The organism is Pectobacterium araliae, assembly GCF_037076465.1.
GTDB classification, from domain to species: Bacteria; Pseudomonadota; Gammaproteobacteria; order Enterobacterales; family Enterobacteriaceae; genus Pectobacterium; species Pectobacterium araliae.
Genome location: NZ_AP028908.1, coordinates 1,608,810 through 1,631,626, shown reverse-complemented (window position 1 = coordinate 1,631,626; position 22,817 = coordinate 1,608,810). Strand labels below are relative to the sequence as shown.

The 22,817-nt window shown below is 45.1% G+C and carries 24 protein-coding genes and 1 pseudogene; 6 read left to right on the top strand and 19 right to left on the bottom strand.

Going from position 1 to position 22,817, the window contains the following annotated elements:
• Nucleotides 1–2: 2 nt before the first annotated feature.
• Nucleotides 3–419 (bottom strand): flagellar basal body rod protein FlgB, encoded by a 417-nt coding sequence (gene flgB, locus AACH44_RS07310; RefSeq protein ID WP_015840802.1) that lies wholly within the window; start codon nt 417–419, stop codon nt 3–5.
• Between the two features lie 163 nt (nt 420–582).
• On the opposite strand from flgB, the gene flgA reads away from it, so the two are divergent.
• From flgA to AACH44_RS07295, 3 genes are all read left to right on the top strand, one after another.
• Nucleotides 583–1,251 carry a flagellar basal body P-ring formation chaperone FlgA gene (flgA, locus tag AACH44_RS07305; RefSeq protein WP_261847911.1) on the top strand — a complete coding sequence of 223 codons (669 nt, stop codon included), beginning with the start codon at nt 583–585 and terminating at the stop codon, nt 1,249–1,251.
• A gap of 141 nt (nt 1,252–1,392) precedes the next feature.
• Entirely contained in the window at nt 1,393–1,689 is a 297-nt protein-coding gene (gene flgM, locus AACH44_RS07300; protein ID WP_261847910.1) for a flagellar biosynthesis anti-sigma factor FlgM, read from the top strand.
• A gap of 5 nt (nt 1,690–1,694) precedes the next feature.
• Complete coding sequence (locus AACH44_RS07295) at nt 1,695–2,132, top strand: flagella synthesis protein FlgN (RefSeq protein ID WP_338659544.1); 438 nt, start codon at nt 1,695–1,697, stop codon at nt 2,130–2,132.
• A gap of 60 nt (nt 2,133–2,192) precedes the next feature.
• Here AACH44_RS07295 and AACH44_RS07290 read toward each other — a convergent pair whose 3' ends face one another.
• The 15 genes from AACH44_RS07290 to AACH44_RS07220 all read right to left on the bottom strand — a co-directional run bounded on the left by AACH44_RS07290 (nt 2,193) and on the right by AACH44_RS07220 (nt 18,628).
• The gene (locus tag AACH44_RS07290) at nt 2,193–2,612 is read right to left on the bottom strand and encodes a flagellar protein FlhE (RefSeq protein ID WP_261847908.1); all 420 of its coding nucleotides are present in this window, start codon (nt 2,610–2,612) and stop codon (nt 2,193–2,195) included.
• Entirely contained in the window at nt 2,612–4,693 is a 2,082-nt protein-coding gene (gene flhA / locus AACH44_RS07285) for a flagellar biosynthesis protein FlhA (protein ID WP_261847907.1), read from the bottom strand. The genes AACH44_RS07290 and flhA overlap by 1 nt, the downstream gene beginning before the upstream one ends.
• On the bottom strand, nt 4,686–5,837 hold the full coding sequence (gene flhB / locus AACH44_RS07280) for a flagellar biosynthesis protein FlhB (RefSeq protein ID WP_261847906.1): 1,152 nt from the start codon (nt 5,835–5,837) through the stop codon (nt 4,686–4,688). Before flhB ends, flhA begins: the two co-directional genes overlap by 8 nt.
• A gap of 243 nt (nt 5,838–6,080) precedes the next feature.
• Nucleotides 6,081–6,725 carry a protein phosphatase CheZ gene (gene cheZ / locus AACH44_RS07275; protein ID WP_261847905.1) on the bottom strand — a complete coding sequence of 215 codons (645 nt, stop codon included), beginning with the start codon at nt 6,723–6,725 and terminating at the stop codon, nt 6,081–6,083.
• Nucleotides 6,726–6,735: 10 nt separating this feature from the next.
• Nucleotides 6,736–7,125 carry a chemotaxis response regulator CheY gene (gene cheY, locus AACH44_RS07270; protein WP_261847904.1) on the bottom strand — a complete coding sequence of 130 codons (390 nt, stop codon included), beginning with the start codon at nt 7,123–7,125 and terminating at the stop codon, nt 6,736–6,738.
• A 38-nt stretch (nt 7,126–7,163) separates the two neighbouring features.
• Complete coding sequence (locus AACH44_RS07265; protein WP_107167792.1) at nt 7,164–8,216, bottom strand: protein-glutamate methylesterase/protein-glutamine glutaminase; 1,053 nt, start codon at nt 8,214–8,216, stop codon at nt 7,164–7,166.
• Nucleotides 8,216–9,088 carry a protein-glutamate O-methyltransferase CheR gene (gene cheR / locus AACH44_RS07260; protein WP_261847903.1) on the bottom strand — a complete coding sequence of 291 codons (873 nt, stop codon included), beginning with the start codon at nt 9,086–9,088 and terminating at the stop codon, nt 8,216–8,218. The genes AACH44_RS07265 and cheR overlap by 1 nt, the downstream gene beginning before the upstream one ends.
• A 519-nt stretch (nt 9,089–9,607) precedes the next feature.
• Nucleotides 9,608–11,293, bottom strand: a complete 1,686-nt coding sequence (locus tag AACH44_RS07255) for a methyl-accepting chemotaxis protein (protein ID WP_261847902.1) — start codon at nt 11,291–11,293, stop codon at nt 9,608–9,610.
• Nucleotides 11,294–11,428: 135 nt separating this feature from the next.
• Nucleotides 11,429–11,926: a chemotaxis protein CheW gene (cheW, locus tag AACH44_RS07250; protein WP_010279509.1), complete on the bottom strand. Its 498-nt coding sequence runs from the start codon at nt 11,924–11,926 to the stop codon at nt 11,429–11,431.
• Between the two features lie 31 nt (nt 11,927–11,957).
• On the bottom strand, nt 11,958–13,943 hold the full coding sequence (gene cheA, locus AACH44_RS07245; protein WP_261847901.1) for a chemotaxis protein CheA: 1,986 nt from the start codon (nt 13,941–13,943) through the stop codon (nt 11,958–11,960).
• A gap of 39 nt (nt 13,944–13,982) precedes the next feature.
• Nucleotides 13,983–15,035: a flagellar motor protein MotB gene (motB, locus tag AACH44_RS07240; RefSeq protein ID WP_261847900.1), complete on the bottom strand. Its 1,053-nt coding sequence runs from the start codon at nt 15,033–15,035 to the stop codon at nt 13,983–13,985.
• Nucleotides 15,032–15,919 (bottom strand): flagellar motor stator protein MotA, encoded by an 888-nt coding sequence (gene motA, locus AACH44_RS07235; protein WP_261847899.1) that lies wholly within the window; start codon nt 15,917–15,919, stop codon nt 15,032–15,034. Before motA ends, motB begins: the two co-directional genes overlap by 4 nt.
• Nucleotides 15,920–16,055: 136 nt before the next feature.
• Complete coding sequence (gene flhC / locus AACH44_RS07230) at nt 16,056–16,634, bottom strand: flagellar transcriptional regulator FlhC (RefSeq protein WP_261847898.1); 579 nt, start codon at nt 16,632–16,634, stop codon at nt 16,056–16,058.
• A gap of 3 nt (nt 16,635–16,637) precedes the next feature.
• Nucleotides 16,638–16,988 (bottom strand): flagellar transcriptional regulator FlhD, encoded by a 351-nt coding sequence (gene flhD, locus AACH44_RS07225; RefSeq protein ID WP_014915924.1) that lies wholly within the window; start codon nt 16,986–16,988, stop codon nt 16,638–16,640.
• Nucleotides 16,989–17,701: 713 nt separating this feature from the next.
• Nucleotides 17,702–18,628: a DMT family transporter gene (locus AACH44_RS07220; protein ID WP_261847897.1), complete on the bottom strand. Its 927-nt coding sequence runs from the start codon at nt 18,626–18,628 to the stop codon at nt 17,702–17,704.
• A gap of 309 nt (nt 18,629–18,937) precedes the next feature.
• Here AACH44_RS07220 and AACH44_RS07215 point away from each other — a divergent pair, with 309 nt between their 5' ends.
• Nucleotides 18,938–20,659, top strand: a complete 1,722-nt coding sequence (locus tag AACH44_RS07215; RefSeq protein ID WP_261847896.1) for a methyl-accepting chemotaxis protein — start codon at nt 18,938–18,940, stop codon at nt 20,657–20,659.
• Between the two features lie 66 nt (nt 20,660–20,725).
• Here the strand turns inward: AACH44_RS07215 and dsrB are convergent, their stop codons facing one another.
• Nucleotides 20,726–20,929, bottom strand: coding sequence for a protein DsrB (gene dsrB / locus AACH44_RS07210; RefSeq protein ID WP_261847895.1), 204 nt, complete (start codon nt 20,927–20,929; stop codon nt 20,726–20,728).
• Nucleotides 20,930–21,130: 201 nt separating this feature from the next.
• Here dsrB and AACH44_RS07205 point away from each other — a divergent pair, with 201 nt between their 5' ends.
• Together AACH44_RS07205 and AACH44_RS07200 are read left to right on the top strand one after the other, a co-directional pair.
• Nucleotides 21,131–21,379 carry a GGDEF domain-containing protein gene (locus AACH44_RS07205; RefSeq protein ID WP_261847894.1) on the top strand — a complete coding sequence of 83 codons (249 nt, stop codon included), beginning with the start codon at nt 21,131–21,133 and terminating at the stop codon, nt 21,377–21,379.
• A gap of 274 nt (nt 21,380–21,653) precedes the next feature.
• Nucleotides 21,654–21,872 carry a KTSC domain-containing protein gene (locus tag AACH44_RS07200; protein ID WP_261847893.1) on the top strand — a complete coding sequence of 73 codons (219 nt, stop codon included), beginning with the start codon at nt 21,654–21,656 and terminating at the stop codon, nt 21,870–21,872.
• 471 nt (nt 21,873–22,343) lie between these two features.
• Here AACH44_RS07200 and AACH44_RS07195 read toward each other — a convergent pair whose 3' ends face one another.
• Together AACH44_RS07195 and AACH44_RS07190 are read right to left on the bottom strand one after the other, a co-directional pair.
• On the bottom strand, nt 22,344–22,625 hold the full coding sequence (locus AACH44_RS07195) for a helix-turn-helix domain-containing protein (protein WP_338659604.1): 282 nt from the start codon (nt 22,623–22,625) through the stop codon (nt 22,344–22,346).
• Between the two features lie 6 nt (nt 22,626–22,631).
• A pseudogene (locus tag AACH44_RS07190) lies at nt 22,632–22,796 on the bottom strand (helix-turn-helix domain-containing protein); the annotation flags it as partial.
• Nucleotides 22,797–22,817: the final 21 nt, after the last annotated feature.

Genomic DNA, 22,817 nt, shown 5'->3' with positions numbered 1-22,817 from the left:
GATCATGAACCTGACTGCAAGACCGACATCATGCCTTTAATCTGTCCACCCAGAACGGTCAGGCTGGTTTGATATTTCAGGCTATTATCGGCAAAATTAGTGCGTTCCCGGTCCATATCGACTGTATTACCGTCTAATGCTGGCTGATCGGGTACGCGATAGAGCAAATCTAGTTCCGGCGGCTGAAAATTCTGTGCCGGTATATGCCGTACAGATGTAGTTTTCAGCGCGATACCCGTACCATTCACTCGCCCTTGCTCCATCGTTTTACTGAGCTGGCTGGCAAAATCGATATCTCTGGCCTGATAGCCTGGTGTATCCGCATTAGCAATATTCGCGGCCAGAATTTCCTGCCGCTGGGCACGCAAGTTCAACGCTTCCTGCTGAAACCGTAATGAGGCGTCTAATTTATCAAGCATGCTCCCTCCGCAAGTTAGAATTTGGAGTGAGTAGGATAATTCTCATTATGGCTATACCATCGAACGAATAGGCACCAAATGCAGCGCTATTTATTGCCTTAACCTTACGCTGACACCGTTACACTTATGTCGACACGATCGGAATCAGGAGAGCTGAACTGGAATGAAAAAAATATATTATTATCTCTGCCTGGCAACGCCCTGTTTTTTCATCTTATGTGCCCCAATCAATGCGAACGACCTTCCAGCACAGATCAATCAATTTTTTGCCTCACGCTTCCAGGAAAGCACCAATACCGTTAACGTTCTGATAAAATCGCCAGAATCGCAATGGCCACAGTGTGAAGCCCCCCAAATCACGCTGCCCGGAAATACAAAAATGTGGGGAAATGTGAGCCTGTCCGTACGTTGTGAGCAGCAGCGTCGCTTCATTCAAACCGAAGTTCAAGTGACAGGGAACTATGTCACCAGTTCACGGCCTATAAATCGTGGGACAACACTGACGGAAAAAGACATTGGTTTGACAAAAGGCAGGCTCGATTTATTACCGCTGCGCCCTGTACTGACGTTACAAAGTGCACAGGGTGCGGTTCTTTTGCGCGATTTAACACCCGGTCAGGTTATTACCGCCTCCATGATCAGACGCGCTTGGGTAGTAAAGGCAGGTCAGTCGGTGCAAATTATCGCCCAAGGTGACGGTTTCATGATTAATGGCGAAGGGAAAGCCATGAACAACGCGGCCGCTGGGCAAGCAGTTAGAGTCAGAACGGCAAATGGACAAATAATCAGCGGAATTACGAGCGAAGATGGGATTATTCTGATCTCACAGTAATTAATTAAAGATTTGCGCATGTTTGCCGATGATAGCTACAGAGTCATTACTGACGACGTTTTAAAATTGAATACCAATGTGATTAACATCTCATGACACGTTGGTAACTAACTATTTATCCTCAAATCAGAGGGATGTATTATGAGCATTGATCGCACACAATCACTGAAGCCGGTCAGTCAAGTGCAACAACGCGAATCTGGCGATATCGTTAAGACTAAACGCAAACAGGCTGAAGCGCAGTCTGAAGTCAGCGCAACACAGGTAAAACTGAGTGACGCACAGGCAAAATTGATGCAGCCTGGTACGCAGGATATAGACATGGCTCGCGTTGAAACCTTGAAACAAGCAATTCGTGATGGCTCACTTAAAATTGATGCCGGAAAAATTGCTGATGCGTTACTTAAAGAAACGCAGGATTTTTTAGCAGGTAATTAGCACGTATGGAAAATCTACAATCGATCTTAGAACAACTACTCAACAATCTGCGTGAGCTTGATGTGGTTATGTCTGAAGAGCAAACCTTACTTTGCGCGGGTCATATTAATAGCGTTGCTCTGCAACAGGTAACAGAGAAGAAGACATCCTTGCTGGCAACTATGCAGCATTTGGAGGTTCGACGCCACACAACAGAATCAACACTCAAATTGCAGGCACCTTACGACAGTGTTGAAAAGCTATCTGATTACTGGCAGCAAGTCCAGGACCTAACTAGACGTTTAAACGATCAGAATAAGCATAATGGCCTTCTGCTTAACCGCCATATTGCCTATACCAATGAAGCCATCAATATACTGAGGCCTCGTCATGGTCAAGGACTGTATGGTCCTGATGGTCAATCTAAAAGTGTTATCGTGGGTGGTAGGAAAATCACATTATAAAGTCTCTGCGTTTCAGCAGAGACTTCTCATTCTTTAATGACGACGTCTTATTTAAAATAACTATTTATAATTGACCGCAATATCTATCGTACGAATGCTGAACGTATGATTAATACGTCCATTCCCTGCAATGTAGTAGACAAAGCGAAACTCATTGTTAGCTGCCAGCCCTTCAAATGCCTGAGTTTGTCCATCACCACTTCCGCCTAAATCAACACAGCGCTGCGGCGATTGTGAACAGAGTTTAACCACAAGCCCTGTCGGTATCTCTGAATCAATAAGATGCCGCCAATATATTGTAGTAATGGTTTCATCTGGCTTAACTGTAATGTTAGGGACAAAGGCCGATGTCGTAATCATTTCACCACGGTAATCAAGTTTTACCCCAGGCTGACTCCCGTTCCAACTCCCCGGCGTTGCACTGACACAAAGCGGAAGAACCAGCACTGTTGCGGCTAGAGAACAAAACAACTTTCTCATTATTGAGCTTCCCCTATAACCGATGTCATACGGATTTGGCGATGATCGCTGATTTCCAAATTAGAAAGTACAGCCATATTGGGCAAACTACGATGCAGGAATCGAGCGAGTAAAGCACGTAAAGCATGATTCACCAGCAGAACCGGTGGAGCACCCAGCATTTCCTGCCGCTGTAGCGCTTGTTTTGCCTGTTCAAGCAGGCGATCGGCAAGCCCCGGTTCGAGACCGCCGCCTCCCTGAAGAGCCTGTAGTAAAAGGCGTTCCAACGCCCCTTCCAGACCAATAACCTGAAGTTCGCTGTCTCCCGGGAACCACTGCTGAGTAATAGCACGTCCTAATGCAACCCTGACCACTGTGGTCAATTCATAGGGATCTGGTTGCACAGGCGCATGCTCAGCCAATGTCTCCATGATGGTACGCATATCCCTAATAGAAACCCGCTCACTGAGCAGATTTTGCAAAACCTTGTGCAATGTGGTTAGCGTCACAACGCCTGGAATAAAATCTTCTGTCAGTTTTGGCATTTCCTGCGCCACACGCTCCATCAACTGCTGAGCCTCTTGTCTGCCAAACAGCTCGCTAGCATGTAGTGCAATTAAATGGTTCAAGTGCGTTGCCACCACCGTGCTGGCCTCTACAACAGTGAATCCTTGAGCTTGAGCCTGATCTTTCAGAGCATTATCAATCCAAACGGCTGGTAGCCCAAACGCAGGGTCCTGTGTGATATCTCCAGATAAAGAACCGACCGCATTCCCCGGATTTATTGCCATCCACCGGCCAGGATGAGCCTCACCGCTCCCCACCTCAACACCTTTCATTAATATGCGGTAACTGGCAGGCTGGAGCTCTAGGTTATCCCTAATATGAACCACTGGTGGCAGGTATCCCATTTCCTGAGCAAATTTCTTCCTGATACTACGAATTCTGGCCAATAATTCGCCATCTTGCTGTGCGTCAACCATTGGGATCAAGCGATAACCCACTTCCATACCTAGCGGATCTTCAAGTTGTACGTCAGACCAACTAGCCTCAATAACCTGATGCTTATCCACTGATGCAGGTATAGGCTGCATAGCGGGTTCTTTGGTCTGTTCCCCACGCATCCACCAAGCAAGCCCCAACAAAGATGCAGTGAATAACAAAAAGACAAAATTAGGCATTCCAGGAACCAGTCCAATAAGCCCAATTACTGCCGCACTCAGCACCATAACCCGTGGATTATTGAATAGCTGAGTGACCATTTGCTGACCAACATCCTGATCGGTACTCACACGAGTAACAATAACACCGGCAGCGGTAGAAATAATAAGAGCAGGGATCTGAGCAACCAAGCCGTCACCGATAGTAAGCAAGGTATAGCTTTCCGCCGCCTGCCCTACTGGCATCCCATGCTGAACGACACCCACGATCAATCCACCAACAATGTTGATGACCATGATAATCAGCCCAGCGACAGCGTCACCACGCACGAACTTACTAGCACCATCCATAGAACCATAAAAGTCTGACTCCTGAGTTACCTCTGCACGGCGCTTTTTCGCTTCTTCCTCACCAATTATCCCAGCGTTAAGATCGGCATCGATCGCCATCTGTTTACCTGGCATACCATCCAATACAAAGCGGGCACCAACTTCGGCAATACGACCAGCACCTTTAGTGATAACCATGAAGTTGATTAAAACGAGAATGATAAATACCACAATACCAATGGCAAAATTCCCACCAACAAGGAAGTGTCCAAATGCTTCGACAACCTTCCCTGCTGCGGCAGTCCCCGTGTGCCCTTCCAGCAAAATAATACGGGTAGAGGCGACGTTAAGTGACAAGCGCAGTAATGTAGAAAACAGCAGGATTGTAGGGAATGCAGCGAACTCCAGCGTCCGTTGCGTAAACATCGCAACCAGCAAGACCATGATTGATAGTGCGATATTAAAGGTAAATAGCAGATCCAGAATGAATGGTGGCAGCGGCAATACCATCATAGAAAGTATCAGCAGGATCAGTATAGGTCCGGCTAATATTTGCCATTGGCTACCTTTCATATTACTTGGTAAACGAAGCAAAGAGGCCAAATTAGCCATCAGTAGTATTCTCTTTAGCAAAATCCAGTGCATCGGGCACCGGTAGATGTTTCGGTTTTCTAGGGATTAATCCCCCTTCCCGCTTCCAGCGTTTCAGTTGATAAACCCAAGCTAAGACTTCTGCAACGGCAGCATACAACGCAGCAGGTATATGTTCTCCGATCTCTGAATGACGAAATAACGCTCGCGCCAACGGCGGCGCTTCTAAAATAGGAACGCGATGCTCGGTCCCCAGCTCACGAATACGCAAAGCGATTTCACCAGCCCCTTTAGCCAACACTTTCGGCGCATTCATTTTTTTATCATCATATCGCAATGCCACCGCATAATGTGTCGGGTTAGTGACTATTACATCAGCCTTAGGAACATCCGCCATCATCCTACGTTGGGCAAATGCCCTTTGTTGCTGACGAATACGACCTTTAACATGAGGATCGCCTTCGCTCTGCTTATGCTCGTCACGAATTTCCTGCTTCGTCATTCGTAGTTTCTTGATGTGGCTCCAGATTTGCCAGAACACATCAAATGCAACCATGGGAATAAGGCCCATGATGATAAGAAAGCCACACATTACGGCCAATTCCAATGCATCACCTAACGCTGCAATCGGCGCTTCAGATACCAAATGCAATATTTTCGGCCAGTTATGAATCAGGAACAAGGTACTAATGATCCCAACCATAACCGATTTTAATATCGCCTTGAAAAGTTCAGCCAATGACTGGGCAGAAAACAAACGTTTTAAACCAGAAATAGGATCTAGCTTTTTGAAATCAACTTTTAATGACTTAGTGCTAAATAATACTCCCCCCAGCAGCATCGGAGCAGACAACGCCACCAACACCGCCCCGAGCATAATCGGTATCAATGTGAATGCAGCCTGGTGCAATAATGAACCGACATGGCGTAGCATTTGGGTATCATCGCTAATCGTTGCATAATCAAAATTTAGTGACTGTGCAACAATTTTGGTCAGCCTACCAGCCATTGCATCCCCCCCCATCCATAAAATAGCCAATCCTGCGACCATCATCAAAACGGAAGTCAACTCTCGAGAACGTGGAACTTGGCCTTCTTCTCGCGCCTTCTCCTCCTTTTGGGGAGTGGGGGCTTCTGTTTTTTCCAGATCGCTATCTTCAGCCACGGCGATGTTCCTGTTACGACTTCCGGGATAGGAATTTGCTACCTAGCATGACAAATACAGAAAAATTTTATGGCTGGAACAACGAGAAAAACCAGCGCTTCTTTAACGCATAGTGAGAATGAGGGGGAAAGGGGAAATCAAGAGTAGCTATTTATGGCCATAAATCTGACCATAAATAACCGAAACAGCAACACTCTAGCTTTTTAAAAAAGAAAATGATTCTTTTTCTTAAAGCAAGGCTTATTAGAACCCGAGACTATCCAGAAGATCATCAACCTGATCCTGATTGGCTACAATACCTGCTGCACCTTTGTTCAATTGTGGTCCATTCAGAAGGCCATCATTGGCACGCTTAGGTGCATCAGGTTTTTCTGGGATATTTTCCAGCAATACCATCAGCAATTGTTTTTCGATCTCCTGAACAACATCCATCATACGCTTGATTACCTGGCCAGTAAGGTCCTGGAAATCTTGCGCCATCATAATTTCCAACAGTTGAGCGTTGGTAAATGAGGTATGTTGTGGCACATCTTCAAGATAGCTACGCGTATCCGTCACTAATTCGCGCGCATCCGCGAGTTCGATTGGGTTTTCAAACCATTCATCCCAACGAACCTTCAGGGATTTTGCGCCTGATTCTAGTTGATTCTGGCGAGGTTGCGCAGCTTCTACACAGTTCAGGGCTCGCTCCGCCGCTTGCGCGGTCATCTGGACAACATAGTCAAGACGATCGCGGGCATCAGGAATAGCCTCTGCAGCTTCTGCTATCGCATTATCCAGACCCAGCTCTTTCAAACTGTCACGCAGCATACGAGTCAATTGGCCAATGCGCGAAATGATCTCGGTTACTGAAGCTGTGTCGTTAACTGACGGCATATGTGGCGTCATAAGATCCCCCTTACATACCCAGTTTTTCGAAAATTTTACTCAGTTTTTCTTCGAGGGTAGCTGCAGTAAATGGTTTAACTACATAGCCGCTAGCACCCGCTTGTGCTGCAGCGATAATGTTCTCTTTCTTCGCTTCAGCCGTTACCATCAGCACAGGGAGGCGGGAAAGCGCGCCGTCAGCACGGATAGTCTGCAACAGCTCAAGTCCATCCATATTGGGCATATTCCAGTCAGAAATAACGAAATCAAAAGTACTGGAGCGAAGCTTATTCAGTGCATCGGCACCATCCTCTGCCTCTTCTACGTTATTAAAGCCCAGTTCCTTAAGCAGGTTACGGACAATTCGGCGCATTGTCGAAAAATCATCCACTACCAGAAATCTGAGTTCTTTATCGGCCATACCTACTCCTAAAATATTTATTGCTCACCGAGAGCTGCTTATATACGTAATGCCTGTCCGGCAGAGATTTGTGCCAACATTCGCTGGCTCACCTGGTGCAAATCCACCACTTCATCGACACCACCCATCGCTATCGCTTCGCGTGGCATTCCGAAAACCACACAACTTGCTTCATTTTGAGCCAGCGTATAAGCACCAGCCTGATGGAGTTCCAGCATGCCGGCCGCCCCATCATTCCCCATTCCAGTAAGGATTACCCCTACGGCATTTCGCCCGGCATATTGCGCAACCGAACGGAATAACACATCAACTGATGGACGATGCCGATTAACTGGAGGCCCATCATTTAAACGTACTTGATAGTTTGCCCCACTACGAGCCAATTCAAGATGCCGAGCCCCTGGAGCAATGTAAGCATGACCAGGAAGCACGCGTTCCCCATCCTCCGCTTCTTTCACCGTAATCTGACATAGCTTGTTTAAGCGTTCGGCAAAAGACTTCGTAAAACCAGGGGGCATATGTTGTGTAATCAATAGTGCAGGACTTGTTGGCGGCAGAGGCTGTAATACATGGCGTATCGCTTCCGTTCCCCCCGTGGATGCACCAATCGCAATCAGCTTCTCACTACTGAGCAGTGGCATGTGTTGAATAATTTTTGTCGGCTCTGCTACAGTGCTACGTTGCGGCAGACGCGCTTTCGCCGCCATGCGAATTTTTTCCGCAATCAGTTCACTGTATGCCAGCATTCCTTCGCGAATACCCAGTTGCGGTTTGGTGACAAAATCAATAGCACCAAGCTCCAATGCGCGAAGCGTAATTTCTGATCCTTTTCCCGTCAGCGACGATACCATGACAACAGGCATCGGGCGCAGGCGCATCAGTTTTTCAAGAAAATCCAATCCATCCATGCGCGGCATTTCAACATCCAACGTTAACACCTGAGGATTGAATTTTTTAATCAAATCACGAGCAACTAATGGGTCTGGTGCGGTCGCTACAACTTCCATATCAGGATGGCTATTAATTATTTCAGTCATGATCTGGCGCATTAGGGCAGAATCATCAACGCATAATACTCTTATTTTGCTCATTATCTTTCCTTAGCCAGCCCATATACAGTTTGCCCACGCAAATAGAATTCTCGACTAATCTGGCTGAAATTCTCTGAATGTCCAGCAAATAGCAATCCGCCCGGCTTGAGCATCGGGACGAATCGACGGAGAATACGCTCTTGGGTTTCTTTATCGAAATAAATCATTACATTGCGACAAAAAATAGCATCGAATGGCGCAGGGGCAGACCAATCGGGGGCGAGCAGATTGAGTTGCTGGAAATGCACCATAGAGGCAAGTTCCGGGCGAACACGAACTAAACCACTATGCGGCCCGGTACCGCGTAAAAAAAACTTCTGTAGCTGCTGTGGAGAAAGAGAACGTAATTCTTCCTGACGGTAGATGCCAGCCGTTGCCTTTTCTAACACTTGAGTATCGATATCACTGGCCCACACCTGACATCCACTCGCTTTATTACCTAAAACCTCAGCAAGTGTCATCGCCAATGAATAAGGTTCTTCTCCCGTGGAAGCCGCTGTACTCCAAATCGTATAGCCATTTGGGCGCTTTCTAGCATGTTCTGCCAATATAGGAAAATGGTGAGCTTCGCGAAAAAATGCAGTCAGGTTAGTGGTTAACGCATTAACGAAAGCTTGCCATTCCGCGCTGTTAGGATCTGACTCCAAGAGTGCTAAATATTGGCCAAAATCATTGATTCCAAGTAAACGGAGACGCCTAACCAAACGGTTATAAACCATTTCGCGTTTGTGATCGGCTAAGACAATTCCAGCACGTTGATATATTAATTGGCTGATTCGTCGAAAATGTGTGTCCGACAACGGCAACCGATCAACCATCTGCGTCAGAATAGACGCAGATTCGGGGCGATTTTGCGATGGTATACTTTTCATATCAAACCGCTCGAATAGTGTGTTTTGCTATGGTGTTTTTCAATCTGAACGTTCCTTTACAGCTAACGCAGGTTTTTATTGTCATTCGCCAATTGCATCGCATTGCGATTAAAATTGACACTGTATTGGTAATACACTCCCGCAAGTTCTGAAAGCAGAACGGCCAGCGTGTCTGTTCTACCAAAGCCACATGCTGTAGGGTGGCATTGTCCCTCTCGTTACAGCTGTGCTACCTGCTTGCTTTACCCTCTGGCTTTTATACCAAAGTCAACGTCACCCATCATATCCATAACATAAGTTACAGATTGAACAATACCATGAATTACCCTACTCCAAAGCGCCAAGCGCTACATCACCGTAAACGGCAAATGTGCACAAATAAATGACCTTCACGCTGATCTTTTTAAATTAATATGGCAAACAATCACCCAGCCACCAACACACAAGTGGCTGGGCATTGGCTTACTAGAAATATTTTACATCTTGGGCTTATTTATAGCCGCTATACCACGATTTTTATCAGAACGTTTCCCAATTATCGGTTGAAGAACCTTCTTTCGCTTTCTTACCACCATTTGCTGATGGAGCCAACAATGCAGGCTTTTGATCAATTGCTGCCGATGTTGTTCTTCTAAATGAACTCACATCTTCAGACAGCCGGAATACCGCAACAGCTTGGTTTAGCACTTTAACTTGCTCTTCCAAAGCAACCGCAGCCGCAGCAGATTCTTCAACCAAGGAGGCGTTCTGTTGCGTTACGCGATCCATTTCAGTAACCGCCTGGCCAACCTGATCGATGCCTTTACTTTGCTCATCAGAGGCCGAGGCAATTTCGCCCATAATATCTGTTACACGAGTGACTGCACTGACGATTTCTCCCATCGTCTCGCCCGCACTTTCAACCAGTACAGAACCTTCATCGACTCGGTTGACTGAATCTTCAATCAGACTTTTGATTTCTTTCGCAGCCTGAGCACTACGCTGTGCCAAATTGCGAACTTCTCCTGCAACAACCGCAAACCCACGCCCCTGCTCCCCGGCTCTGGCAGCTTCAACCGCCGCATTCAGCGCAAGGATATTGGTTTGGAAAGCGATGCCATCAATCACACTAGTAATATCGGCAATTTTTTTCGAACTTCCAGCAATATTGTGCATGGTTTTGACGACATTATCGACAACCTTGCCGCCCTTCTGCGCAGTCTCTGACGCACTTAGTGCCAACTGACTGGCTTGGCGGGCATTTTCCGCATTCTGTTTAACCGTTGCCGTCAGTTGCTCCATGCTGGCAGCCGTTTCTTCTAACGAAGCAGCCTGTTGTTCTGTACGCGATGAAAGATCGTTATTCCCGGCACTTATTTCCGTCGCACCAGTATAAATAGCATCAGCACCTTGTCGAACCGCACTGACCGTTGCAACAAACTCGTTTTGCATATGACGAATACTGTCAGCGAGAATCCCCATCTCATTGCTGCTATGAAAATTGGTCGTCTTTGTCAAATCACCTTTCGCAATATGACGAATATGTTCAACAATATTATTTAGCGGCTTCATTAATAATTGTTGAATACCAATCCACGAAATCAAGGCTAACGCAAAAACCAGCACGGTAATGAAGCCAAGTATCCAAAGTGCCGAATCGTAAGCCTCATCATTTTTAGTTATGCCAGCCTGATAAAGTTTGTCACTTTCGGCTTTATAGGTGTAATACGCTTTTTCAAAGTTATCCTGAAAACGCTGTGTCGGCTGGTCAATAAATTTCTTAAATTCCCCAGCGTTCAAGAATTGAATTAATTCAATCAACGCGCCATTCAGAGCAACATAATTCTCTTTTACGCTCCGAGCAACACTTTCACCCTGACGTGAATCCTGCGGCACTTTCTCATACTGTGAGAAAAAATCGTTTGCTACAGACAGTTGCTTTTGAGCAGAAGCCAAAAGCTCTTTCCCCCCGGCCCCCGTGCCCGTACCACTGACATCAAGGGCAAAACGCGTGCCAGCACGGTTAAGTGTATTGCGGGTCTGTAACAAATATGACCATGCTGAATCCAGTTCAGAACGCTTCTGGTTAATAACCTGCGTTGAGCTGAAGATATCCTTATCATTTTTTAATGCATTAAAAAATAAACCACCAGAAATAAGCTGAAGGGCTCCAAACAACACCAGCACAAGCATCAAACCTGTGACAACTTTTATACGGTTAAACATACAACGCCTTTTGAGTAGACCAACCACCGATGATATCGGCATTATTCTGGATATCTTTACGAATTTCTGAACTGACAAGGATATGGCTAAGGAAGATTTTCGGGGCCACTTTCGTAGCCCCTGAAGGCCGATGAATTAGACTTTCAATACGCTATCAACCAGCGCCATTTCTTCGCTGCTCAACAGTTTTTCAATATCAACCAAAATCAGCATTCTCTCACCCAGAGAACCCAAACCAGTCAGGTACTCTGTTGACAGTGTTACGGCAAATTCTGGTGCTGGTCGAATTTGATCTGCTGTCAATGACAATACATCAGACACACCATCGACAACGATGCCGACAACACGCTGGCCAAGGTTCAGAACAATAACAACTGTGTTGTCATCATATTCAACATCTTGCTTGGCAAATTTAATGCGCAAGTCAACGATAGGGACAATAACACCACGTAGATTGGTCACACCCTTAATAAAAGAAGGTGTATTGGCAATACGTGTTACTTGATCATAACCGCGAATTTCTTGTACTTTTAAAATATCAACGCCGTACTCTTCGTCACCCAGCGTAAAAATCAGGAATTCCTGTCCCACGGTTTCGCCAGTTAATTTGGTGACGCTTGCAAGTCCAGTCATGTTTTCCACCCTTTATTAACGATCTGTTTTATTAAGCAGCAGTTTCAACCACACGCTTTTCACGATTAAGCGCTTGCAACGCTGAAACATCCACAATCAGCGCAACGCTACCATCACCAAGAATGGTAGCGGCTGAAACGCCTGGTACCTTGCGATAATTACTTTCCAAGTTTTTGACGACGACTTGATGTTGTCCAATCAACTGATCGACCAACAAGGCATAACGTCGACCTGCGCTTTGTAGAATAACGACTATACCCTGAGTAGCATCCGTTTTAGCGCCGTCCACATCAAAGATATGGAATAGTTCAACGAGAGGTAAATATTCACCACGAACTTGTAGCACACGCTCCCCCCCCGCTAGCGGGTACAGGTCTTCGGACTGAGGTTGCAAAGATTCCATCACGGCGTTAAGTGGTAGGATAAAGACTTCATTGTTAACTTTAACGGACATACCATCAAGGATGGCCAGCGTTAATGGTAACAAGATTCTTATCGTTGTACCTTTTCCAGCCTGGAAGTGGATTTCGACATGTCCCCCCATTTCCTGGATATTTCGCTTCACGACATCCATGCCGACACCACGGCCAGAAACGTCTGTGACCTTCTCTGCGGTAGAGAAGCCAGGAGCAAAAATCAACATGCCCACTTCTTCATCAGACATGGCATCGCTCACTGCCAACCCTTGAGACAGGGCTTTGGCAAGAATTTTTTCACGGTTAAGCCCTGCCCCATCGTCGATAACTTCAATGCAGATGTTACCGCCTTGATGTTCCGCAGAAAGCGTCAGGTTACCCACGGCAGACTTACCGGCAGCAACGCGTTTATCTGGAGACTCAATACCGTGATCAAGGCTGTTGCGCACCAAGTGTGTCAGAGGATCAATAATACGTTCGATCAAACTCTTATCCAATTCGGTCGAACTCCCCATCAGCGTTAGCTCAACCTGCTTATCCAACTTGGCAGCCAAATCACGCACCAAACGAGGGAAACGACTAAATACATATTCCATTGGCATCATACGAATGGACATAACCGACTCTTGCAGGTCGCGGGCGTTGCGTTCCAACTGTCCCATGCTATTGAGCAGATCGCCGTGCGCCACAGGGTCAAGCTCACTTGAGCGCTGTGCCAGCATAGATTGCGTAATCACTAACTCACCAACAAGGTTGATAAGTTGGTCAACTTTCTCAACCGCTACACGAATACTGGTATCACCGGTTTTTGCTTTATTTTTTCCATTTTCCGGGGCAGAGTGCGGTTTTGCTGCAACGGGCGCCGACGGTGCTATTGGCACAACGGGTGCTTCAACAACAGTTAACGTCTCTGCGATCTCAGCGACAACGGGTTGACTGGCTACGGCCGACTTGAAACTGATTTGCTCTGGCTCAAGAACAAAACACAGCACAGCACTAATATCGTCTTCACTTTCAGAAGTGACTAATGTCACCTCTACGCTAGTGTCAGTCTGGTGAGCGTCTTTAACGGTTCCCAGATTACCAAGTTCTTCCAGCATCTGAGGTATTTCCTGAGATTTCAGGCCGGTTAATGCGATACGCATTTCACCTTTACTTACAGGGCTGACAGAGTGCGGGGTTGTAGACGATGTGTCAGACTGGGTTGTGTCGCCATCTGCTTTAGACTCCAGTGCGAGCTGGCGCAGAGCCTGACAGATGTACTCAAAGCTCTCAGCATTGGGTTCCTGTGCGGTTTTATAAGCGTCCAACTGATCCTGCATGATGTCTTTTGTTTCCAGAAACAAGTTAATGATATCAGTGCTAAGACGCATTTCACTACGTCTTGCCCCATCGAGTAGATTTTCTAAAAGGTGCGTAGTTTCCTGCAATATTTTAAAACCGAACGTACCCGCACCTCCTTTTATGGAGTGAGCTGCACGGAAAATCGCATTCAATTGTTCGATATCAGGCTCTGAAGGATCCAACAACAATAAATGTTGTTCCATATCTGCCAGTAATTCATCTGCTTCATCAAAGAAAGTTTGATAGAAAGCACTCATGTCCATGCTCACGTGGTCACCTCAGCTGTGAATCGCGACTTATTGAGAAGGCGTCGCCTGGCTATCCGGCGCAGCAGGCAACGCAGTAGTTGGCTGTTGACGCTCTGGAGCAGGAACTCCATTTGTTGGTTGTGGCAATGCCTCACCACTTTCACCCGTATTGTTATCACTATTTTCGGCAGTCGGCGTGGTAGGTTTAGGCTTATCCAACCCCATATTTTGTAAATTTTCTGCTTTATCTATATTTACAGCAGAGCTTTCTGCATTTTCTTCTTCAATATCCTTCTGAGCTTGTTTGCTCAGTACCAAGAGGCTGATACGTCGATTAATCGCATCATTTCCGCTTGTCGCTTGTTTGAGGCTCATTGTCGCAGCCATGCCCACAACGCGCAGAACTTTTCCATCAGACAAACCACCGAAAATCAGCTCTCGGCGTGATGCATTGGCGCGATCAGCAGATAATTCCCAGTTGCTATAACCGCGTTCCCCTGTCGTATACTGAACATCATCGGTATGACCTGAAATACTCAGTTTATTGGGAAAGTCATTCAAAATAGGGGCTATCGCACGCAGAATATCCCGCATATAAGGCTCAACCTGTGCACTCCCGGTTTTAAACATAGGGCGATTTTGGCTATCAATGATTTGGATACGCAACCCTTCCTCAATCATCTCAATTAGCAAATGTGGACGGAGTGCGCGTAATCGGGGATCTGCCTCAATTAACTGATCCAGGCGCTCACGCAGTTTGTTAAGTCTAGCCTGATCAAGTTTCTTTTCTACGCTATCTATTTTGATGTCTTTCTTCACTTCACCATCTTGTTGAGTTGGATCATTTCCCCCACCAGGGATTGGGCTGGAACTGTCGCTTGATTTAGAGCCTGAAGTTAATGCAACCTTTAAAGGGGTACGAAAATACTCCGCGATTTGGGCCAACTGCATAGGTGTAGAGATGGCGATGAGCCACATAACCAGAAACAATGCCATCATTGCTGTCATAAAGTCAGCGTAGGCAATCTTCCAAGAGCCACCATGGTGACCCCCATGCCCGGATTTGCGCTTTTTGCGAATAATGGGATGCTGATGTTTCATGCGTTACTATCCGACGCTTGCTGGGTCGGCGATTTTACACGACGAATATGTTCTTCCAATTCGGTAAAAGAAGGCCGCTCCGTTGAGTACAGCGTTTTACGTCCAAACTCCACAGCAATCTGCGGTGCATAGCCATTAAGACTCGACAGTAAAGTCACTTTAACACACTGCAATATCTTGATTTTTTCTGCATTTTTTTGACGCAGTAAGGCTGCTAATGGAGAGACGAAACCGTAAGCCAGTAGGATACCAAGAAAAGTTCCCACCATGGCATGGGCAATCATCATCCCTAGCTCAGCGGCAGGTCGGTCAACATAAGCTAATGAGTGAACAACCCCCATAACTGCAGCGACAATACCAAATGCGGGGAGGCCGTCGCCCATCATTGTCAAACTACTTGCGGGTACTTCACTTTCATGTTCAATCGTTTCGATCTCTTCGTCCATCAACGTTTCAATCTCAAACGCATTCATGTTACCACTGACCATCAAACGTAAATAATCGGTGATAAATTCAACAATATTGTTGTCGGAAAGGATGTTCGGATAGCTTGAGAAGATCTCGCTATCGCGAGGATTATCAATATCAAACTCCAACGAAAGCATCCCTTGCTGACGAGATTTGGCCATCACACGAAAGAGCAAGGCCATAAGATCCATATACAACGCTTTATTGTACTTGGAACCTTTGACCAAAAGAGGTAACGCTCGCAGTGTTGCTTTTATCGCCTTTCCATTGTTGCCGACAATGAAAGCGCCCAGCGCAGCACCACCGATAATCAGTAACTCCGCAGGCTGATAAAGCGCACCCAAGGTCCCACCGACCATGAGATAACCGCCGAGTATCGAGGCCACAATTACGATATAACCCAATATAACCAGCACAAGAAATCCTTATAATAAAAAAGGTGGGCGGAAGGTGAGATAAAACTGCGGAGCCATAGCCAAGACGTTCTTGAGGAAAAAACCTATCACTGCTTTCACAACCAACAGTGATAGATTCACAAATCGCGCTACAGGCTCAGACTGCGTGTTTTACCTGTTCATCCAGCAGTTGAGGTATTATATCGGCAAGATTTTGCGAAAGTTTACGCCTTTTTACCGCTCTGGAAGGCGGTTGGCATAAACTACAAACAAAACTGTTTTTAGGCTGATGAGCGTGAGTAATAAACATCCCTTTACAGCAATTACATGACGACAGTTGCAGCATACCGCTGTCAACAAACCGGACTAATGTCCAAGCCCGAGTCAATGCCAACAGTGGAGAATCACTCTGAGGTGCACACTGTTCCAAGTACAATCGATAAGATTTAATGACTGCTTCAACACCGCTACACGGCCCATTTTTAATTAAAAAATTGTAAGCGTTGTAAAACATTGATGAATGAATATTCTGTTCCCAAGTCATAAACCAATCCGTTGAAAAAGGTAACATTCCCTTTGGTGGCGGGCTTCCTCTAAGTTCTTTATACAGCTTGATCAAACGCCCGCGACTTAGCTGAGTCTCACTTTCTAACATCTGTAAACGAGCACCAAGCGAAATGAGCTCCATCGCCAACTGGATATCTTTCGCTTCCTGAACAATACTTTTCTCCGCCATCACTTATGCCCTTTTCTTAGGCAGGTTTTCTTCTTTCGAAGTTAACTGTTGTAATAAGTGGCTCGACAACAAAATCCCAGTATGAATTTGCTGTAAATCATCCACACGCGACTCCTGAGTCAACACTTTGATTGTATTGTGATCGTTAAAACGAAAATGGCATATCAACTGGTTAGTTTCTGCCAGTTTCACCATCTGCGGCAGAGTCAATTGCATCAAGATATCTGCCATCTCATCATTGATTCCTAGACGAAACATCGCAGAAGCTTTTTCATCATTAATTAAGCGTTGCGCCAGTAACAAATAAGACAGATTAATGTCATAAATGTGTTTGAGTAATTCAGAGGTACCCATATTTCCCATCCCGACAGGCTATGTTTAAAACATAAGTTAGGTGATAGACCATATCGCCCAATTCGAAAATCACTCTCCATTGATGGCATAAAAAACTATCGGTGCCAGATACTGCAAGTTACTACTTCATCATTTCTTATTCGGGCAATCGCTACTTGCCAACCTTAGCCAATTTTGCGCATCACGCGGAGAATCCGTTCATCCGCTGCTTTCCTGATCCTTCGATGAAGACTTACCCGACCAAGAGCATAGGATTAATCCTAAAACAGCGCAACTGTACCGCCTAATCCGTAGCACATACAACGCAACTGAAGAAGAATTCTAGCCATTATGTGATCCAGATCACATAAATGAAAACATTATGAACTAAGCCGTATCTGGTCAGATCACTTTCATGCTTATTTTTACACTCAAAATGCACAGTAAGCGTTACAAAAAAAGTATGGATATAATAAAAAGAAACAATTCGCTTGCTATGTAAATGATGCATATACAAAAATATCGTCATAACCGATATGCACGCCGTGCATTAAATTTATACCGTTCATGAAAACTTACACTTTTTCCCCAAAAAACTCTCAACGATATGGGTTGATTGCACTGTTATGGTATGAGGTCATGCAAAGCACAGCATGACCTTCGCGATCTCAAGCATTACATTTCAGAATGCAACATTAGGAAATTATCTGGTTGTAATAAAAATAATTTCCTGATCACACCTTCGTAACCCGATTAACCAGCCAAATGCCAGAACATACCAAGATGAGTGCAAAGAAATATTTCCACTCCAGAATGCTTTCATTAAGAAACAACGCTGACAATACGGTACCGGATACGGGAATGAGAAAATTAAATGGTGCAACCATACCGACCCGATTATATTTCAACAATTGACTCCATAATGAAAAAGCGATTGAAGATAGCAAAATAAGGTAACCAAGCATCAGCACTGCTTTCCAATCGGGTATAACTAGCGATCCACCTGTACAATACCCTGACACCGTTAAGATAACGCCACCAATCGCTAATTGATAACCTGTCATAATAGTTGGGTCCATCGTTTGTGATATCCGCTTACCATATATTGTCGATGCAGACAAAATAAATGCAGCAATAACAACGAAGCCATCACCTAGCAGCGTGAAACCAATACTCATTTCATTACTGCTAATATTTACGGCCATTACACCAGCGAATCCTAATATACAACCAGTTAACTTATTGAGGTTTAGCTTATCATTCCTGTATAGATAATGAGCAAACAGTACACTGAAAAAAGTACTGGTTGCGTTCATAATTGAACCTTTAACACCCGTGGTATATGCCAGACCGATATAGAAAAAAACATACTGCAATGATGTTTGAAATGTTCCCAAGATTGTCAGTTGAGCTAACTGCCCCGGTTGAAAGCGCCCGATAGACCGACCACTTAGCATCGCGAGCCCCAACAGTAACAGGCCAGCAAACGCGAAACGGTAACCCGCAAAAACAAGTTTCCCAGGAATATCATTATCCGCAATGTGAAACAGCTCATAGCCATTTTTAATGGCAGGATAAGCACTCCCCCATAGTAAACAACATAATGTGGCGATAAAAAAAACAATTTTTTTATCAGAAAAAAAATGCGTCTGCTTTTCCAAGAAAAATCCCTCCGAAGATAGACTCCACACAATAGCGTTGAAGTACAAATAAATAAAGTTAGTGTGTCAGACTCTTCGTTTTTTATTATCAATTGTATGATTTCACATCACGTAATTTTCTTTTCTTTTTAAAGCGTTAAAAACGTGATCGGGATCGCATCGAATTTGATTAAGGTTTCTCAATATATGCCGATTATCTTTTACATTGGTTGTTTAGCTAATGGATTGTCATTAATGTAGACACTAAAACCTAAACGCTAATGCCGCCGCGAGTGGCATGGTAAATCATAATTTCCTGAGAATGAGTGGATGGATATGACAATAACTTCAAAGTCTGAGCAGCACGTCGAGGCTGGCATGCTGAGCAATTTACGGCTAGTTCCCTTATTCATCATTATTCTGGGTGGTATTATGCTGCTATTTGCAGCATCTATCAGCACATCCAGCTATTTTTTACAAAGCAGCAATCAATCATTAGATGACGTTACACAAGAAATCGATACCCGAATGGGAATTTCAAACAGTTCTAACCACCTTCGCACTGCCCGTCTGTTGCTAATCCAGGCAGCAGCAGCAGCACGCATTGGCGACTCTCAGGTCTTTAATGACAACCTGAAGCAGGCTGAACAACGCCTGGAACAGTCAAAAAAAGCATTCCTTATCTATGAAGAGCGTCCGGTTAAAACACCTCAGGATATGGCATTGGACAGCGATCTACGCAAATCCTATGACGCATATGTCAATCAAGGCCTTATGTTAATGCTCACTGCGGCAAAGCAAGGGCTGTTTGAAGAAGTCATCACCCTTGAATCCGAAGAAACCCGTATTTTAGATTCAGCCTACAACAAATTTCTACTCGAAGCTGTCGCTTACCGTACGCAGAGAGCGAAAGAATTAAACGAAACTGCACATAAAAATGCGCTACTCGGGTATTCATTGATGGGGAGCAGTTTCGCTCTGGCCACCATTCTAACGCTTCTGACATTCTTCCTTCTGCGAGGAATCCTCATCAAACCGATGAACCAGTTGGTCATGAGAATTCAACGCATTGCGCAGGGCGATCTGACTCAAATGACGGACCACTATGGCAGGAATGAAATTGGTACGCTAGCCAGCAACGTTCAACAAATGCAATCCTCGCTGGTCACAACCGTCACTACCGTTCGGGAAAGCGCAGATTCTATTTATCAAGGTTCGACAGAGATCTCATCGGGTAACACAGACCTTTCCTCACGTACCGAACAGCAAGCGGCAGCGCTTGAACAAACTGCGGCAAGCATGGAGCAACTCACCGCTACCGTGAAACAAAACTCAGAGAATGCTCACCATGCAAGCCAACTTGCAGCGAACGCTTCTGGGAAAGCTAAACAAGGTGGAGAGATCGTTGCAAACGTTGTCAATACAATGAACAGTATCTCGGGCAGTTCAAAGAAAATATCTGAAATTACCAGCGTCATTAACAGCATTGCTTTTCAAACCAATATTCTTGCGCTAAATGCAGCGGTTGAAGCAGCCAGAGCAGGAGAACAAGGTCGTGGCTTTGCTGTCGTTGCAAGTGAGGTTCGCAGCCTCGCACAACGTAGTGCGCAAGCAGCAAAAGAGATAGAAACACTGATTTCCGAATCAGTAAGCCTGGTCAATAGTGGCTCTGTCTTGGTTGATAACGCGGGTCAAACAATGAAAGAGATCGTCGATGCAGTCACTAATGTCACCGACATTATGGGTGAAATTGCTTCTGCGTCTGACGAACAAAGCCGGGGAATAACGCAGGTCGGCCAAGCGATCTCTGAAATGGATAGCGTGACGCAACAAAATGCTGCACTCGTTCAGGAAGCCAGTGCCGCTGCGGCATCGCTAGAGGAGCAAGCTGCATTACTGACCCAAGCCGTTGCAACATTTAAGTTATCCAGCCATCTATCAAGTGCTCCTTCAGCGCCCGCTCGGTCAAATGCTCTGCACGCAAAGGGCCATTCATCACTCGCCCTTCCCCGCCAAACCAATACGAAAAACGGTAACTGGGAAACGTTCTAATTACTGGATACTAAATAGCGGCGAACATTGTTCATTAGGACAATGCTCGCCTGTTGGTCTTTCCCTTTACTCTTTTTCCGGCAGCGTCTTTGGCTCAACAAACGTACCATCCTTACTGTTAATCTCATTGAAAAACCAGATACCGGCAGGGTAATCTGTTAGTGCAACTAAATACATTATCCCTTCTTCAAACGTATCCACAGCCAGAACAGTCCCTTCCCTACGCGTCTTCCCATCGGTTTTAACAGTAACCAAATCATTAACTTTCATAAATTTATCTCAAAATAACTTCTAATATTAAAAAAATGGCATTATCACTTACAGCAACGGTAATAATAGTTCCTATATGAAATGATTAATTTTTAGCAACGACATGCTAATCCTCACTGTCATTAAATATCGATTATTCAAGCAAAAAATTGATCATTTCTATCTTAGTACACCCGACATAATTGCAAAAGAGATGAAAAGTTGAACGAGCTACTGAACATTGAAACGCCCAAGGTTGCCGCTCACACCATCATCGAACGACTAAGAAAGAAAATTCAGGATCACACTATTCATCTTCAAAGCGGTGAAAGCGTGACAATGACCATAAGTGTAGGCATCGCCGTGCATAATGGTCATCCAGATTATGAATGTTTGATAAAGGCGGCAGACGATGCACGCTATCAAGCGAAGGCAAATGGCAGGAACAGGATCGAATGCGCACCGGAATAGCTATTCTGGCTTACTGCAAATCTGCGTTTCAGGCTAGATCTGAAAAAAGTAGCACGCTATTCGTCATCGTAGATTTGCAGCGCCCCCTAACTAAACAGAAAAATTTGCCGTTATTGAACAAATTCACAGCATAAAAATGCTAAAACAACGATTTTACTAACCAACCCGCCAAAAATTTGATACATATTCAATAAATAAGCATAATCGCCGACAATGCGTCATGCGGTAAATCTTTTATTATTTGCTCTTATTTTACACAAGGGAGAAGCAAGCATTGCAGCGACAGCAGGTTTCATCGTCACGAATTGATTCAATTGGGTATGACCCAAAGACGCACATTCTTGAGATAGCATTTCATAACAAAGAGATCTATCAATATGTTGGCGTACCTGAATCTATCTATAAAAAATTTATTTCTGACGCTGTCGTTTCTAAAGGCCGTTTCTTTGATGGCGTGATAAAAGATAAATTTTTATGCCGCAAAAACAAATAGATTAAATGTTAACAACAACCATTGTGCTACTTGTCGCCGTATCTTAACGGCGATTAAAAGGTCGCTTTGCTACCGTAGCATTTTGTCATTTTATCCGCCCAACCTACCAAAATCGTAACTAATCATGTGAATTAAATAGATATGCAGATGGTATCTCTACGATAGCATCCCTCCATACTGTACGAGTATCTATTTTGTCTAACTAAGAAGAGTTGATATCGGATATTCAAGAGGCTAATACTTTATTTACCTTGGATAATAAGCGCGCTATTGCACCAAATGATGATACCTTCAAAATAGAGTTATGACTCAATTACGCTGTAATCGTGTTTTTCAATGTAGGTTCCGATGACTTTTTCATGTATTTTAAATCGCCGCTCCACAGCACTATGGCTGGTTATTCGCGCTGAAAGACGTTTGAAACCATGATAGATGAGCATGGTTCCGCCCGAACCGCGCCAGGCTTGACGCCTATTCTGACGGCTTATGATGACGCGAGGCAACCGGTGCAAGCTCGGGCAATACCGCAACGGCCTCGTCTAAACGCTCAGGGACGAGTTTGTAGAACACCCAGCTTTTGATACGTTTCGATGTGAAAATTCCGGCTTTCGCTAGATATTGGAGATGACCGGTGACGGTCGGCTGGCTCAGGCCGATCTTCTCAGTGATAAACCCTACACATACCCCATCCTTAACCAGATCGCCATCCTGCTGTTCTGGAAAATGCGATCGAGGATCGGCAAGCCATTCCAGAATAATGAGCCGTTGCTCATTGCCGGTCGCTTCAATATAACGTTTGAGTGTAGAACGTTTCAGGCCACGACCGAGTTTCTCCATTACCGCCATGGTCGGTTGTTTTAATCCAAGCACTTGCGCCATTTCAACTTGTGTTTTTTGCACCCGTTCACGCAGTTCGGCAAGGTGCGGATCTCACGTTATATCAAT

Coding starts and splice junctions, on each gene's coding strand:
- flgA (WP_261847911.1), top strand. CDS start 583: ATGAAAAAAATATATTATTATCTCTGCCTGGCAACGCCCTGTTTTTTC.
- AACH44_RS07255 (WP_261847902.1), bottom strand. CDS start 11,293: ATGTTTAACCGTATAAAAGTTGTCACAGGTTTGATGCTTGTGCTGGTG.
- AACH44_RS07265 (WP_107167792.1), bottom strand. CDS start 8,216: ATGAGCAAAATAAGAGTATTATGCGTTGATGATTCTGCCCTAATGCGC.
- flgB (WP_015840802.1), bottom strand. CDS start 419: ATGCTTGATAAATTAGACGCCTCATTACGGTTTCAGCAGGAAGCGTTG.
- dsrB (WP_261847895.1), bottom strand. CDS start 20,929: ATGAAAGTTAATGATTTGGTTACTGTTAAAACCGATGGGAAGACGCGT.
- AACH44_RS07215 (WP_261847896.1), top strand. CDS start 18,938: ATGGATATGACAATAACTTCAAAGTCTGAGCAGCACGTCGAGGCTGGC.
- cheW (WP_010279509.1), bottom strand. CDS start 11,926: ATGACTGGACTTGCAAGCGTCACCAAATTAACTGGCGAAACCGTGGGA.
- cheY (WP_261847904.1), bottom strand. CDS start 7,125: ATGGCCGATAAAGAACTCAGATTTCTGGTAGTGGATGATTTTTCGACA.
- flgM (WP_261847910.1), top strand. CDS start 1,393: ATGAGCATTGATCGCACACAATCACTGAAGCCGGTCAGTCAAGTGCAA.
- cheZ (WP_261847905.1), bottom strand. CDS start 6,725: ATGACGCCACATATGCCGTCAGTTAACGACACAGCTTCAGTAACCGAG.
- flhC (WP_261847898.1), bottom strand. CDS start 16,634: ATGGCGGAGAAAAGTATTGTTCAGGAAGCGAAAGATATCCAGTTGGCG.
- flhD (WP_014915924.1), bottom strand. CDS start 16,988: ATGGGTACCTCTGAATTACTCAAACACATTTATGACATTAATCTGTCT.
- cheR (WP_261847903.1), bottom strand. CDS start 9,088: ATGAAAAGTATACCATCGCAAAATCGCCCCGAATCTGCGTCTATTCTG.
- AACH44_RS07295 (WP_338659544.1), top strand. CDS start 1,695: ATGGAAAATCTACAATCGATCTTAGAACAACTACTCAACAATCTGCGT.
- AACH44_RS07290 (WP_261847908.1), bottom strand. CDS start 2,612: ATGAGAAAGTTGTTTTGTTCTCTAGCCGCAACAGTGCTGGTTCTTCCG.
- cheA (WP_261847901.1), bottom strand. CDS start 13,943: ATGAGTGCTTTCTATCAAACTTTCTTTGATGAAGCAGATGAATTACTG.
- motB (WP_261847900.1), bottom strand. CDS start 15,035: ATGAAACATCAGCATCCCATTATTCGCAAAAAGCGCAAATCCGGGCAT.
- flhA (WP_261847907.1), bottom strand. CDS start 4,693: ATGGCTAATTTGGCCTCTTTGCTTCGTTTACCAAGTAATATGAAAGGT.